Genomic DNA, 14,822 nt, shown 5'->3' on the forward strand with positions numbered 1-14,822 from the left:
ATTTTCCCTTACCCGATAAACGGTGCCTATGGACGTTTCTGATCTGCTCGACAGCCTGAATGAAAAACAACGCGAAGCCGTGGCTGCGCCACGCTGCAACCTGTTGGTCCTGGCCGGTGCAGGCAGTGGCAAAACCCGGGTGCTGGTTCATCGCATTGCCTGGTTGTTATCAGTAGAAAATGCGTCTCCGTACTCAATTATCGCAGTGACGTTCACCAATAAAGCGGCGGCCGAAATGCGCCACCGTATTGAACACTTGATTGGCACCAGTCAGGGCGGAATGTGGATTGGGACTTTCCATGGGTTGGCGCACCGCTTGCTGCGCGCTCACCATATGGATGCTAACTTGCCGCAGGATTTTCAGATTCTCGACAGCGACGACCAGCTACGGTTATTAAAACGTTTGGTTAAAGCACTGAATTTAGATGATAAACAATGGCCACCGCGTCAGGCGATGTGGTACATCAACGGCAAAAAAGACGAAGGATTACGGCCACAGCATATTGAGAGCTATGGCAATCCGGTTGAAGCCACCTGGCTGCGTATCTATCAGGCGTATCAGGAAGCTTGTGACCGCGCCGGTCTGGTAGATTTTGCCGAGCTGTTGCTGCGAGCACACGAATTGTGGCTAAACAAACCCCATATTCTTAATCATTATCGTGAACGCTTCACCAACATTTTGGTGGATGAGTTTCAGGATACCAACAATATCCAATACGCCTGGATCCGTCTGCTGGCAGGTGACCGTTCTAATGTGATGATTGTCGGTGACGATGACCAATCAATCTATGGCTGGCGTGGGGCGCAGGTGGAAAATATCCAGCGCTTCTTGAAAGATTTCCCCGGCGCTGAAACCATCCGGTTGGAGCAGAATTACCGTTCTACCAGCAATATTTTGACGGCAGCAAATACTCTGATTGCCAATAATGATGGCCGCATGGGGAAAAACCTGTGGACGGACGGTGCCGAAGGCGAACCGATCTCACTCTATTGCGCCTTTAACGAGCTGGATGAAGCGCGCTTTGTGGTTAACCGCATCAAAGCCTGGCAGGACAACGGTGGTGCTCTGAATGATTGTGCCATCTTGTATCGTAGCAACGCCCAATCGCGTGTTTTGGAAGAAGCACTATTGCAGACCGCGATGCCGTACCGTATTTATGGCGGTCAGCGCTTCTTCGAACGTCAAGAGATTAAAGATGCACTGGCTTATCTGCGGCTAATTTCCAACCGCAATGATGATGCGGCTTTTGAGCGAGTGGTCAATACACCTACTCGCGGTATTGGCGATCGCACCTTAGATGTGGTGCGCCAAACCGCCCGTGACCGTCAGCTAACGCTGTGGCAATCAACCCGTGCCATGTTGCAGGAAAAAGTGCTGGCAGGCCGTGCAGCCTCTGCGCTGCAACGGTTTGTTGAGCTGGTCGACTCCCTGGCTCATGAAACGGCGGATATGCCGTTGCATGTCCAAAGTGACCGAGTAATTCGTGATTCCGGTTTGTGGTCGATGTACGAACAGGAAAAAGGTGAAAAAGGTCAGGCGCGCGTTGAGAATCTTGAAGAGCTGGTCAATGCGACCCGCCAATACAGTTATCAGGATGAAGATCAGGACCTGATGCCACTACAAGCATTTTTGTCTCATGCAGCGCTGGAAGCGGGAGAGGGGCAGGCCGATGCTTATCAGGATGCAGTGCAATTAATGACTCTCCATTCCGCGAAAGGCTTAGAGTTCCCACAGGTGTTCATTGTGGGTATGGAAGAGGGGATGTTCCCGAGCCAGATGTCACTGGATGAAGGTGGCCGCTTGGAAGAAGAGCGCCGACTGGCCTATGTCGGGGTCACCCGCGCGATGCAGAAACTGACACTTTGCTATGCTGAGAGCCGCCGTCTGTACGGCAAAGAAGTGAATCATCGGCCATCCCGCTTTATCGGCGAACTGCCGCAGGAATGCGTCGAAGAAGTACGGCTACGTGCAACGGTTTCTCGCCCGGTTAACCACCGCAATATGGGGACGCCGATGAATGAAAATGACAGTGGTTTCTCACTGGGTCAGCGGGTGCGTCATCCTAAATTTGGTGAAGGTACCGTGGTTAATCTGGAAGGTAGCGGCGAACACAGCCGGTTGCAAATTGCTTTCCCCGGAGAGGGGATTAAGTGGTTGGTCGCGGCTTACGCCCGATTAGAAGCCGTATAAATTTACCCTGCGGTCTTGACGCCGCAGGGGTGTTAGCGGCTCTCACTTGACTGTGTAAGCTCATCGGGATGCGTTCATTTGCTGTCTTGCTGCAACGCCAATAACTTTGGGTAGTTAATGTAGCCGCGGCATTAGCGGCTCTCATCCTGAGGCGCTTGCTTGGCATCGGTTTCAGCCTGCAACAAAATCGCTTTCCCCATCCACTGCGTCACATCCTGAATACCCGCATCATCCAAATGCCAAATATCTTTCAGCACCATAAACACTTCTGAGCCATAGATTAACGAGAAAGCATAGATCACCCGTTGCAAGGCCTCCGGTGACAACTTCCCTTCCAGCGGCTCGACAGCCAGCTTCAATAACCGCTTACGGTTACCACGCACCAACTTTTCTTCACTGTTAGGATTGCTGCGGTCAGCCGCCCATTGTTGCAATGACAGATGCAGCGCGGCACGAAGTACACCTTCGTGTTGCAACATGCGTGGATAAGCAAAAGAGAGCAGTTCTGCAATGCGTTGCCGGGCATCTGGTTGGGTAGGCTGCCATGCCAATATCGGCCCAAGGCTTTCATCGACCATGGCAGAAACCAACGCACTTTGCGTCGGGAAATAACGATAAGCCGTAGCGCGCGAGAGTTGCGCTGCATTTGCTACGTCTGTTATCGACGGAAATGTCCCTTGTTCATACATCGACATCGCCGTATCGATCAGTAACCGTCGGGTTCTGGCTTTGATGGTGGTCAGTGATGGAGAGACGCGCTCCTGTTTATCCTGATTATGCACGGTCACTCCATGGTCAATAACGAGTATCTGCGCTCACTATAACAAACCGACCGCACAAATCGCCATGAATGCATTTCACCTGCAAACTAATTTTGAGACTCTAGTCTCAAAAATCAGTAGTATCCTTTGCGAAAATGATACTCTAGTCTCAATATGATTCTATCTTAACCAACTCGCTTCGTTGTTCGGCTGTAAGTAGAAAATAAACTTCCAATAAAAAGAAGTGAGCTACACGCGCATTCATAGAAGGATGTTCAGATGCCTCGTCATATTTTTATCGCGACTACCACAGATACCAAAGGCGAAGAGCTGACATATGTCAGTGAATTGATTAAAGCAACCGGGCTAACAACGGTCACGGTGGATTTATCGACTAAAGAAGGCCAACGAGCCAGTGGCGCAGATATCTCTGCCGAGACAGTAGCGGGCCATCACCCCGATGGGCGTCAGGCGGTGTTCTGTGGTGATAGGGGGCGGGCGATAAGTGCAATGGCCGTCGCTTTTGAGCGTTTTATTGCCAGCCGTGATGATGTGGCCGCGTTATTAGGTCTGGGAGGTTCCGGCGGCACCGCGCTGATTACACCGGCGATGCAAAGCTTACCGATTGGTATTCCTAAACTGATGGTATCTACCATGGCTTCTGGTGATGTTTCAGGTTACATCGGTGCCAGTGATATCGCCATGATGTATTCCGTCACCGATATTGCCGGGCTTAACCGCATTTCTCGTCGTGTACTGAGTAATGCCGCTCACCAGATTGCCGGAGCAGTCTATTTCGCCAAAGAAGAGTTACTGGTTGATGATAAACCGGCGCTGGGCTTGACCATGTTTGGTGTGACAACTCCCTGTATTCAGGCCGTCAGTGCCGCATTATCAGACGAATATGACTGTTTGGTGTTCCACGCCACAGGTAGCGGCGGCAAAGCTATGGAAAAACTGGCCGAAAGTGGCTTGCTGGCGGGGGCACTTGATCTGACCACCACCGAGGTCTGCGACCTGTTATTTGACGGGGTATTGGCCTGTGGGCCGGAACGCTTCGATGCTATTGCTCACAGCAACATCCCGTATGTCGGCTCTTGCGGTGCATTGGATATGGTCAACTTCGGCAGCCCGGCAACTATTCCGGCTAAATATGCCGATCGCTTGTTCTATAAACATAACGCCCAAGTGACACTGATGCGCACCACCGAGCAAGAGAATATTCAAATGGCACGCTGGATTGGTGAAAAGCTCAATCGTTGTCAGGGTGAAGTGCGCTTCTTAATTCCAGCCGGCGGATTCTCAGCATTGGATGCGCCGGGCCAGCCATTCTGGGATGAAAAAGCGTTGAAAGCCTTTATTGATACGCTGGAAGAGACCGTCATTCAAACGGATAAACGCCGCTTGGTGCACTATCCGTTCAACATCAATGACCCAGAATTTGCCCAGGCCGCAGTAGAAAACTTTAAAGAAATAACAAAGAGCCCATCCCATTAGGGCCATTTTATTCGTGGAGAGATATATGCCAAAATTTCAACGCCAGGCCATTTTAGCCAAATTTCGGGAAATGATTGCCCGCCGTGAGCCGATTATCGGTGGCGGTGCGGGCACAGGGCTGTCAGCTAAATGTGAAGAGGCTGGTGGAATTGATCTTATCGTTATCTATAACTCAGGCCGCTATCGTATGGCGGGGCGTGGGTCGCTGGCAGGTTTGCTGGCCTACGGGAATGCCAATGAAATCGTGGTCGATATGGCCAAAGAAGTGCTGCCGGTAGTCAAAAATACGCCAGTGCTGGCGGGAGTGAATGGTACTGACCCATTCTGTCAGTTCGATCACTTTTTGGACCAATTGAAAGCATTGGGTTTTTCTGGCGTGCAGAACTTCCCAACCGTTGGGTTAATTGACGGTAACTTCCGTGCCAATCTGGAAGAGACTGGCATGGGGTATGGCTTGGAAGTGGATATGATCCGCCTGGCTCACGAAAAAGATTTACTGACCACCCCATATGTTTTCAGTGCCGCCGATGCGGTTGCCATGACACAAGCGGGTGCTGACATTATTGTGCCACATATGGGGCTGACGACTGGCGGTAACATCGGTGCGGACACGGCACTGAAACTGGCGGACTGTGTGCCTCTGATTAATGACTGGGCTGCGGCGGCAAAAGCGGTACGTGAAGATATCATTGTGCTGTGTCACGGTGGGCCAATTTCCTCACCAGAAGATGCCCAATACATTATGGATAACTGCCCGCAATGTGACGGTTTTTATGGTGCCAGTTCGATGGAACGTCTGCCGACTGAAATTGCACTAACGGACACCACCAAACAGTTTAAAAATATAAAGCGTTGATATTTTGCCAATACCAAAGGGAAAGCCTGTTTTGTGAATTTTGCCGGTTTTTGGCTAAATGAAGATGCAGGATACACAAAACCGAAGTCGATGTTGGCTTCGGTTTTTTTTTGCTTTTTAGCCAGTTTATGCCAGATAGCTGCCGCCAAGATGTGTTATCGCCTGTTGTGTCTGTAACAACTAAAAATAAAGCTCACCTATTAACTACTTTTAACCGGTTGACAGTCTTTTTCTTCTCGGCGTAACATGCGCGCACTATTCTTGATGAGGACATTCGCCTTGGACACACCCAGTAGATACTGGCTCAATAACCTGTTCATATGGTGCAACTTCTAAGGCTATCCTCATATTTGCTGATAGCCTTCGTGGTTGTCAGCGGCCCCGCTAAGCCGTCGCTGTGAGTCAGATCTCCTTATGGTCTGAAACATAGAGTATTTATCAATACCTCGCTGTTTCTGTGCTTCAATGCGTTATCCCTATCCATCACCGCAAGGGAGTTTTGGCACATGCTGAGCGCATTTAAATTAAGTAACAATCGCTTATCCCGTTTGGAGCTGGATGAATCAGATGAGTCAGATGATCTGACCTCATCAATTTGGGTCGACTTAGTTGAACCGGAAGAAGGGGAGCGCGAACGCGTCCAGTCTGAGTTAGGGCAAAGCCTGGCGACCCGGCCAGAGTTGGACGACATCGAGGCTTCCGCCCGCTTCTTTGAAGATGAGGATGGCCTACATATCCACTCCTTCTTCTATTATGAAGATGCTGAAGACCATGCGGGTAACTCAACCGTGGCATTTACCATCCGTGATGGTCGCCTGTATACCCTGCGTGAGCGCGAGTTACCGGCTTTTCGTTTATATCGGATGCGGGCGCGTAACCAAACACTGGTTGATGGCAATGCCTATGAGCTGTTGCTGGATCTGTTCGAAACCAAAATTGAGCAGCTAGCCGATGAAATCGAAAACATTTATAGCGATTTGGAAGCCTTAAGTCGCGTCATTATGGAAGGGCAGCAAGGTGATGAATATGACGCCGCGTTGTCTACCTTAGCGGAACAGGAAGATATCGGCTGGAAAGTGCGCTTGTGTCTGATGGATACCCAGCGAGCACTGAATTTCTTGGTACGTAAAGCCCGCTTGCCGAGTGGTCAACTGGAGCAAGCCCGTGAGGTATTGCGCGATATTGAATCCCTATTGCCACACAATGAATCCCTGTTCCAGAAGGTTAACTTCCTGATGCAGGCAGCAATGGGCTTTATCAATATCGAGCAGAACCGGATTATCAAGATCTTCTCGGTGGTATCGGTGGTGTTCCTGCCGCCAACACTGGTGGCATCCAGCTACGGGATGAACTTTGAGTTTATGCCGGAATTGCGCTGGTCATTTGGCTATCCGGGCGCGATCAGTTTGATGATTATCGCGGGTTTAGCACCGTACTTGTATTTCAAACGCAAGAACTGGCTCTAACCTAACCTAACCTTCGCCCTTGAAGCTGCAGGGATGTTAGCTGCGTTCACGCACCCGAATCACTTGGACTGTGTAAGCTCATCGGGATGAGTTCACTGGCAGCCTACCTGCAACTTCAAGTTCTTTGGTTACCAATATCATAACTCGATGAGTAACCGGGCATTTTTGTCGGCTTGCTATCTAGGCGCGGCGCTTACGTTGGGTGTAGAGCGCATCCAATGTGAACAGCAACAGTGCCGCCCAGATAAAGGCGAAAGTCACCATTTTATCGTTGCCAATGGTTTCGCCGTAGAAGGTTACCGCCAGAATAAACATCAACGTTGGCCCGAGGTATTGGAAAAAGCCCAATGTCGATAGTTTTAAGCGAGTGGCGGCGGCGGTGAAGAACAGTAGCGGGATAGTGGTAATCACCCCGGCTGCTGCCAATAACAGGTTAAGCGACCACGCATTGGTGCTCATGTGGCTGGTTGGGCTATCGGCAATAAAGAACAGATACACCGCTGCTATCGGCAATAGCCACATAGTTTCCACCAGCATGCCGGTTTGGGCATCTATCCCGAGTTTTTTACGAATCAGACCGTATAAAGCAAAGCTTATCGCGAGTCCCAGGGCGATTATCGGTAGCGAGCCAAACTGCCATAATTGAATCAATACCCCGCCGAACGCTAATGCCACCGCAACCCACTGCATGCGACGAAAGCGCTCACCCAGAAACAACATGCCGAATAACACATTTACTAGCGGGTTAATGAAATAGCCCAAACTGGCTTCCAGCATATGATTGTGGTTTACCGCCCAGATAAACAACAGCCAGTTACTGGCAATCAACACAGCAGTAACTGCTAGCAATAACAGGCGTTTGCCGTTTCTACAGGCACTGCGTACCTGTGGCCAATTGCGGCTAACAGTTAGCAGAATCAACATAAAGAAAAATGACCAGATAATCCGATGAGTCAAAATTTCATCAGCCGGCACCTGCTGGATGAGCTTGAAATAAGCTGGGGCAATACCCCAAATAAAATAGGCTGCCAGAGCAAATAAAATGCCCTGACGGGTTCGTTGTTTATCCATGGTGTAGCTCGGGACAAGAAAGGAGATGCGGTGAGTGTACTTAACTTCGCGTTACGAATCATCACCGCTGACGGGCAAATCAGCCAACCAGATAAGTTGCCGTTGCGCTAGCGATATGCATTTGGCTTTCATTATGCAGCTCAACCCGGGCAACCGACACTTTATTGCCACTGCGTAAAATACTGCTGCTGGCAATAAAATGCTCGCCTCGGCCGGGGCGTAGATAGTCAACACGCAGATCGATAGTGCCCATTTTAGCCAGCTTCATTTGCAATTGTTCTTTAATGAGCGGTTCATGGCGTACCAGGCTATTCCCAACGCACACCAGTCCGGCAGCAACATCCAGCACTGCGGCAATAACGCCACCATGCAAAATTCGTTGTGCAATATTGCCAACTAACTTGTCATTATTATCGAAAGCAATCTCGGCGTAATCTTGCTCGAAACGGGTTAATCGCAGACCAAGCTCACGGTTAAATGGCATGTGATACACAAATACTTCGCCAATCATGCGGCGAGCATCCTCTAACGTTAAAGTTGTTACTGGCATTTTTCCCTATTCTCTTCTTGGTTGCCGATAAGCAATCATAGTGTAAGTTAACGAATTGTTTATTTTATGCTTCTGTTTTGTTGTTTTCCAGCCGTTAAGCCATAAATATAAACAACACTAATATCAGATAACATTTGTGTGTAGAATGAGCTGTTTTCATTACAAATAGAAATAATCCGTAAGGTGATGGGGGAATAATGGGAAGATTTTGGCGGATACTGATAGCGCTGTTACTGGTGCCAACGTTGGCACAGGCAGAAGCTGCAACGGTTGAGAAGATTCATGATGCACCTGAGGTGCGTGGTAGTATTATTGCGGCAATGTTGCAGGATCACGATAATCCGTTTCTGCTTTATCCATATGAAACAAACTATCTGTTATATACCTATACCAGTAATATCAATAAAGATGCTATCAGCTCTTATGATTGGGCTGAAAATGCCAAGAGGGATGAAGTTAAATTCCAACTGAGTTTAGGTTTCCCTATTTGGCGTGGTATTGCCGGTGATAACTCATTACTGGGTGCTTCTTATACGCAACGTTCTTGGTGGCAGGCATCCAATAGTGATGAGTCCTCGCCATTCCGCGAAACAAACTATGAACCGCAACTGTTCCTGGCATGGGCAACTGATTACGAGTTGGCGGGCTGGACTTTCCGTGAAGTAGAGTTTGGTTATAACCACCAGTCTAACGGTAAAGCGGATCCAACCTCACGTAGCTGGGATCGTGTATACACCCGTGTGATGGCACAGCGTGGCAATTTAGAAATTGACTTGAAGCCTTGGTATCGTCTGCCAGAAAGCGACGAGAAAGATGACAACCCGGATATCAATAAATACATGGGTTATTATCGTCTGAAAGTCGGTTATGCCTTGGGTGACAGTGTATTCAGCGTGGATGGCCATTATAACTGGAATACCGGTTACGGCGGCGCAGAAATGGGCTGGAGCTATCCTATCACCAAGCATGTTCGTTTCTATACCCAAGTGTTCAGTGGCTATGGTGAGTCAATGATTGACTATAACTTTAGGCAAACACGGGTGGGTGTGGGTATCATGTTAAACGATGTCCTTTAACGTCATCCGGCGTTAGAAAAGTTTCAGACACAGGCCGGTTAACCGGCCTGTGCAGATCTTATAGTTGGGGAAGAGTGTGTCGACCGCAGCAGTGATAAATAGGGAATTACTGGCAGTGCAGGTATTGCGAGATACTTTCGGCTATCAGCAATTCCGGCCCGGACAACAGGAAATTATCAACGCCACCCTATCAGGGCAAGACTGTCTGGTAGTGATGCCTACCGGTGGTGGTAAGTCCTTGTGTTATCAGATTCCGGCACTGGTGACGGATGGGTTGACGCTGGTAGTCTCTCCGTTGATCTCGCTCATGAAGGATCAGGTCGACCAACTGCTGGCCTACGGCGTTGGTGCGGGGTGCTTAAACTCGTCGCAAACGCGTGAACAACAGTTAGCCGTGATGGACGGTTGCCGTAGCGGTCAGATTAAGCTGCTGTATATTGCTCCAGAACGCTTGGTCATGGAGAGTTTCCTCGATCAATTGTATCAGTGGCGGCCAGCTTTATTGGCGGTGGATGAGGCGCACTGTATTTCTCAATGGGGTCATGATTTCCGCCCGGAATATCGTGCTCTAGGCCAGTTAAAGCAACGTTTCCCTGATTTACCGGTTATTGCGCTCACTGCCACGGCGGATGACGCGACGCGGGGGGATATTGTTCGTCTGCTTAATCTGGATCAGCCACTGATTCAAGTCAGCAGTTTTGACCGCCCCAATATCCGTTACACCTTGGTAGAGAAGTTCAAACCGCTCGATCAATTATGGCGTTTTGTGCAAGACCAACGCGGCAAAAGTGGCATTATCTATTGTAACAGCCGGGCAAAAGTGGAAGACACCACCGCCCGTTTGCAGAGCCGTGGCTTAAGTGTGGCGGCCTACCATGCCGGGCTGGATAACGAGCGTCGGGGACAGGTGCAGGAAGCATTCCAGCGCGATGATCTGCAAGTGGTGGTCGCGACCGTGGCCTTTGGTATGGGGATTAACAAACCCAACGTCCGCTTTGTGGTGCATTTTGATATCCCGCGCACTATCGAGTCTTATTATCAGGAAACCGGCCGTGCCGGGCGTGATGGCCTGCCTGCTGAAGCCATGTTGCTGTACGATCCGGCGGATATGGCGTGGTTGCGTCGCTGTCTGGAAGAGAAACCAGCAGGGGCACAGCAAGATATTGAACGGCATAAATTAAATGCTATGGGCGCTTTTGCGGAGGCGCAGACTTGTCGTCGTCTGGTGCTGCTCAACTATTTTGGTGAGGGTAAACAGCAGTCGTGTGGTAACTGTGATATTTGCCTCGATCCGCCGAAGCGCTACGATGGGCTGGCTGATGCACAAAAAGCCCTCTCGTGTGTTTATCGTGTCGGACAGCGGTTTGGTCTGGGGTATATTGTCGAGGTGCTGCGCGGGGCGAATAACCAGCGTATCCGTGAAATGGGTCATGACAAGTTATCAGTGTATGGGATTGGCCGCGAACAAAGCCACGAACACTGGGTCAGTATATTGCGCCAGCTTATCCATCTCGGGTTGCTGAGCCAAAATATCGCAATGTTTTCAGCGTTACAACTGACTGAGGCCGCTCGCCCGATTCTGCGTGCTGAATTGCCGTTACAATTGGCAGTGCCGCGTATTCAGAGCCTGAAAGTGCGCAGTAGCGCTAATCAAAAATCTTATGGCGGCAATTATGATCGCAAGTTGTTCGCCAAATTGCGCAAGTTGCGTAAATCTATCGCTGACGAAGGCAATATTCCGCCTTATGTGGTGTTTAACGATGCTACCTTGCTGGAGATGGCGGAACAGATGCCGATTACTGCCAGCGAGCTGTTGAGCGTCAATGGTGTTGGGCAACGCAAACTGGAGCGTTTTGGCGCGCCGTTTATGGCGATGATCCGCGACCATGTAGACAACAACGACGACTAACCGGTCGCCTTTCGCTAACGCCGCTGCGATTTTCGGTTCGCAGGGTATATGAGAATCTATCATGTTGATGCTATTCCTTACCGTTGCGCTGGTCCATCTGGTTGCATTAATGAGCCCAGGGCCGGATTTCTTTTTTGTCTCGCAAACTGCAGCCAGCCGTTCGCGCCGTGAGGCGATGATGGGGGTGGTCGGGATCTCGCTGGGAATTGTTATCTGGGCTGGTGTGGCGCTGATGGGGTTGAACCTTATCTTGCAGAAAATGGCGTGGTTACATCAGATTATTATGGTCGGTGGTGGGCTATATCTGTGCTGGATGGGGTGGCAACTGCTGAAATCTGCCCGAGCCAAACGTCATGGTAGCGAGGGGGTGGTTCAAGTTGCATTACCCGCCCGTGGTCGGACCTTCCTGCGCGGCTTCCTGACTAATCTGTCGAACCCGAAAGCCGTTATCTATTTCGGCAGTGTGTTCTCACTATTTGTTGGCGATGACGTCAGTGCGGGTGCGCGCTGGGGCTTGTTTGTGCTGATTGTTGGTGAAACCTTCGTTTGGTTCACTATTGTCGCCTGCGTATTTGCCTTGCCGGTGATGCGCCGTGGCTATCAGCGTTTATCAAAATGGATTGATGGACTGGCGGGGGTACTGTTTGCCGGTTTTGGTATCCATTTGATCTTATCGCGCTAATTAATGCCCCAACTGGCAGATGATGCCGGTTGGGTAATCATTTGTTTGAATTAGCATTACACTTTTCTGGCGGTTGCCAATAACGCGCCTACCAGCATAAATAAGCCACCAAATATCCGGTTCAGTAATTTCATTTGTTGTGGTGATTTAATCCAGCCAGCAATTCGGGTAGCGAGGGTGGCGTAACCAATCATCACAATAATATCAACCACCACGCTGGTGGTGCCGAGAATCAGATATTGCGCCACTTGCGGTTGGTGTGGCAGCACAAATTGTGGGAATAATGCCGCTAGAAAAACGATGCTTTTTGGGTTGGTAAGGTTAACAAACACCGCGCGTTTAAACAGTTTTCGCCGCGGCATACTGTTGGCTAGCGCATGCAGATCCAGCGCACCGGCAGCGCGCCATTGCTGAATCCCAAGCCAGATTAAGTAAGCCGCACCAAGCCATTTTAGTATTTCAAATGCCAGCAAGGATTGTGAAATCAGTGCACCCAACCCCACGCCAACTAATACAATGTGCACGGCTAATCCCAATTGCAGCCCGCAAATTGAGGCCACAACCCCGCGCGTACCGTGGCTGATGGCGGTGCTCATGGTGTTAATGGCCCCAGAACCAGGGGACAGGCTGAGGATCAATGTGGTCAGTAGATAGGTTAACCACCAGTCTAAGGTCATCGGCAAAGCTCCCTGAATGCATAAATTTATGCCACAATACTCTATTGCTAATAGTTGTGCTATGGCTCACAGAACGACTGGGTTTACCAGAATATCAGGTGTATTGAACATTGAGCAATTCCGGTCAAAGGATGTCATCAGTCATGATTTACAAGGTCATGCTATATCGAGCCACGCTATGCCGTTAGACAATAGCTGGTTAACGCGTGAAGAGCAGTTTGCTGCTTTTGTTAACGGGCCGCTGTTAGATTTTTGGCAACAGCGAGATGAGGATGAGTTTATCGGCGTCGATGATATTCCGATTCGCTATGTCCGCTTTCGTGCACCACAACACACTCGAGTGGTGGTGGTGGTGCCCGGTCGCATTGAAAGTTACGTTAAATATCCTGAAGTGGCTTATGATCTGTTTCAGCAAGGCTATGATGTGATAGTGCTGGATCATCGTGGGCAAGGGCGGTCGGGTCGCTTGCTTGAGGATGGTAACCGTGGTCATGTGATTAAGTTTGATGATTATATTGAGGATTTTGCGCAGTTAGTGCAGCGCGAAATAACTGATAGCCATTATCAGCAGCGATTTGCCCTGGCTCATTCAATGGGGGGTGCAATTCTAACGCGTTTTCTGGCCAGAGAACCGGATGTGTTTAATGCGGTAGCATTATGTGCTCCGATGTTTGGTATCCACTTACCGATGCCCGGCTGGCTGGCTCACCGCATTGTCGACTGGGCCGAAAGGCATCAAACGCTGCGCGACTATTATGCTATTGGTACCGGCCAGTGGCGGCCACTGCCCTATCTGGTCAATGTGTTAACCCATAGCCGTGAGCGATATCGCCGCTATTTACGCCAATATGCGGATACACCGGAAATACGTCTTGGTGGGCCAACCTATCATTGGATCCGAGAAAGTCTGCTGGTGGGTGAGCAAATTATCGCGCAAGCAGAAAAGATAACCACGCCGGTTCTATTATTACAAGCCAGTGAGGATCGGGTAGTACATAACCCGGCTCATGATGCTTTTTCTCAGGCAATGACTTTGGCAGGACACCCTTGCGAAGGGGGACAACCTAAGAGAGTTCAAGGTGCACGCCATGAGATCCTGTTCGAGCGGGACCAGCTTCGTGCCGAGGCGCTGAGCGCCATATTGCGCTTTTTCGCGCAACATCAATCATCAGTCGGCCATTATGGCTCCGACGCCACCAGAGGTTAGAACATACCGCTATGTATCATGTTGTTGCTTCCGATTTAGATGGCACCCTGCTATCACCTGATCATCTTTTAACGCCATATACTAAAGAAACACTCAAGTTGCTGACGCAGCGCGACGTGCATTTTGTGTTTGCCACTGGTCGCCATCATATCGATGTGGCACAAATCCGCGATAGCTTGGAAATCAGTGCCTTCATGATTACCTCCAACGGCGCACGGGTGCACAACACGGCGGGAGAGCTGATTTTTAGTCATAACCTTGATGCAGATATTGCGCGTGATTTGTACAATATTGAGCACAATAACCCGGATATCCTGACCAACGTCTACCTGAACGACGAATGGTTTATGAACCGTGAAAGCCCGGCACAGAAAGAATTTTTCCGTGAGTCGGTATTTAATTATCAGGTATTTGAACCTGCATTACTGCCAACCGATGGTGTGTGTAAGGTTTACTTCACCTGTGAAGATCATGACAAGTTGTTGATTTTAGAAGAAGCCATCAATGCACGTTGGGGCGATCGAGTTAATGTCAGTTTTTCTTTCCCAACCTGTCTGGAAGTGATGGGCGGCGGTGTCTCTAAGGGGCATGCGCTTGATCAAGTTGCCAAAATTATCGGTTATTCACTGAAAGAATGTATCGCTTTTGGTGATGGTATGAATGACCTGGAAATGCTGTCGATGTCTGGCAAAGGCTGCATCATGCGTGATGCGCATCAACGGCTAAAAGACATGTTACCGAATCTGGAAGTGATAGGTTCAAACGCCGATGATGCAGTACCACACTATTTGCGTAAGATGTTTTTAGGAACAGATAACTAACTGATTTAACGAAGTAAATTAAACTTTTCGTAAACGAAAAAGTGGCGCATTAAACATA

General features: G+C 49.6%; 14 protein-coding genes. 9 read left to right on the forward strand and 5 right to left on the reverse strand.

Features of this window, described 5'->3' with window-relative positions; translation table 11 throughout:
• Positions 1 to 28 precede the first annotated feature (28 nt).
• Positions 29 to 2,191: a DNA helicase II gene (locus A6J66_018195; protein PNM25926.1), complete on the forward strand. Its 2,163-nt coding sequence runs from the start codon at positions 29 to 31 to the stop codon at positions 2,189 to 2,191.
• Here A6J66_018195 and A6J66_018200 read toward each other — a convergent pair.
• Complete coding sequence (locus A6J66_018200; protein PNM25927.1) at positions 2,148 to 2,357, reverse strand: hypothetical protein; 210 nt, start codon at positions 2,355 to 2,357, stop codon at positions 2,148 to 2,150. The genes A6J66_018195 and A6J66_018200 overlap by 44 nt on opposite strands.
• Positions 2,323 to 2,973 carry a TetR family transcriptional regulator gene (locus A6J66_018205; GenBank protein PNM25928.1) on the reverse strand — a complete coding sequence of 217 codons (651 nt, stop codon included), beginning with the start codon at positions 2,971 to 2,973 and terminating at the stop codon, positions 2,323 to 2,325. The genes A6J66_018200 and A6J66_018205 overlap by 35 nt, the downstream gene beginning before the upstream one ends.
• A gap of 258 nt (positions 2,974 to 3,231) precedes the next feature.
• Here A6J66_018205 and A6J66_018210 point away from each other — a divergent pair, with 258 nt between their 5' ends.
• The 3 genes from A6J66_018210 to A6J66_018220 all read left to right on the forward strand — a co-directional run bounded on the left by A6J66_018210 (position 3,232) and on the right by A6J66_018220 (position 6,771).
• Positions 3,232 to 4,449, forward strand: a complete 1,218-nt coding sequence (locus A6J66_018210; GenBank protein ID PNM25929.1) for a UPF0261 family protein — start codon at positions 3,232 to 3,234, stop codon at positions 4,447 to 4,449.
• 25 nt (positions 4,450 to 4,474) lie between these two features.
• Complete coding sequence (locus A6J66_018215) at positions 4,475 to 5,305, forward strand: phosphoenolpyruvate hydrolase family protein (protein ID PNM25930.1); 831 nt, start codon at positions 4,475 to 4,477, stop codon at positions 5,303 to 5,305.
• Between the two features lie 506 nt (positions 5,306 to 5,811).
• On the forward strand, positions 5,812 to 6,771 hold the full coding sequence (locus tag A6J66_018220) for a magnesium/nickel/cobalt transporter CorA (GenBank protein PNM25931.1): 960 nt from the start codon (positions 5,812 to 5,814) through the stop codon (positions 6,769 to 6,771).
• A 180-nt stretch (positions 6,772 to 6,951) separates the two neighbouring features.
• Here A6J66_018220 and rarD read toward each other — a convergent pair whose 3' ends face one another.
• Positions 6,952 to 7,842 carry an EamA family transporter RarD gene (gene rarD / locus A6J66_018225; GenBank protein PNM25932.1) on the reverse strand — a complete coding sequence of 297 codons (891 nt, stop codon included), beginning with the start codon at positions 7,840 to 7,842 and terminating at the stop codon, positions 6,952 to 6,954.
• Positions 7,843 to 7,921: 79 nt separating this feature from the next.
• The gene (locus A6J66_018230; GenBank protein ID PNM25933.1) at positions 7,922 to 8,392 is read right to left on the reverse strand and encodes a hypothetical protein; all 471 of its coding nucleotides are present in this window, start codon (positions 8,390 to 8,392) and stop codon (positions 7,922 to 7,924) included.
• Between the two features lie 197 nt (positions 8,393 to 8,589).
• On the opposite strand from A6J66_018230, the gene A6J66_018235 reads away from it, so the two are divergent.
• From A6J66_018235 to A6J66_018245, 3 genes are all read left to right on the forward strand, one after another.
• A complete protein-coding gene (locus A6J66_018235; protein ID PNM25934.1) occupies positions 8,590 to 9,468 on the forward strand; it encodes a phospholipase A in 879 nt (292 codons plus the stop codon).
• 76 nt (positions 9,469 to 9,544) lie between these two features.
• Entirely contained in the window at positions 9,545 to 11,377 is a 1,833-nt protein-coding gene (locus A6J66_018240; GenBank protein ID PNM25935.1) for an ATP-dependent DNA helicase RecQ, read from the forward strand.
• A 61-nt stretch (positions 11,378 to 11,438) separates the two neighbouring features.
• A complete protein-coding gene (locus A6J66_018245) occupies positions 11,439 to 12,059 on the forward strand; it encodes a threonine export protein RhtC (protein ID PNM25936.1) in 621 nt (206 codons plus the stop codon).
• A gap of 56 nt (positions 12,060 to 12,115) precedes the next feature.
• Here the strand turns inward: A6J66_018245 and A6J66_018250 are convergent, their stop codons facing one another.
• Positions 12,116 to 12,736, reverse strand: coding sequence for a homoserine/homoserine lactone efflux protein (locus A6J66_018250; protein ID PNM25937.1), 621 nt, complete (start codon positions 12,734 to 12,736; stop codon positions 12,116 to 12,118).
• Positions 12,737 to 12,914: 178 nt separating this feature from the next.
• Between A6J66_018250 and A6J66_018255 the strand changes: the two genes are divergently transcribed.
• Both A6J66_018255 and A6J66_018260 read left to right on the forward strand, forming a co-directional pair.
• Complete coding sequence (locus A6J66_018255; GenBank protein ID PNM27070.1) at positions 12,915 to 13,943, forward strand: lysophospholipase; 1,029 nt, start codon at positions 12,915 to 12,917, stop codon at positions 13,941 to 13,943.
• 11 nt (positions 13,944 to 13,954) lie between these two features.
• Positions 13,955 to 14,764, forward strand: coding sequence for a sugar/pyridoxal phosphate phosphatase YigL (locus tag A6J66_018260; GenBank protein ID PNM25938.1), 810 nt, complete (start codon positions 13,955 to 13,957; stop codon positions 14,762 to 14,764).
• Positions 14,765 to 14,822: the final 58 nt, after the last annotated feature.

This window comes from Yersinia enterocolitica (assembly GCA_002082245.2).
In the GTDB taxonomy this organism is placed as follows: domain Bacteria; phylum Pseudomonadota; class Gammaproteobacteria; order Enterobacterales; family Enterobacteriaceae; genus Yersinia; species Yersinia enterocolitica_E.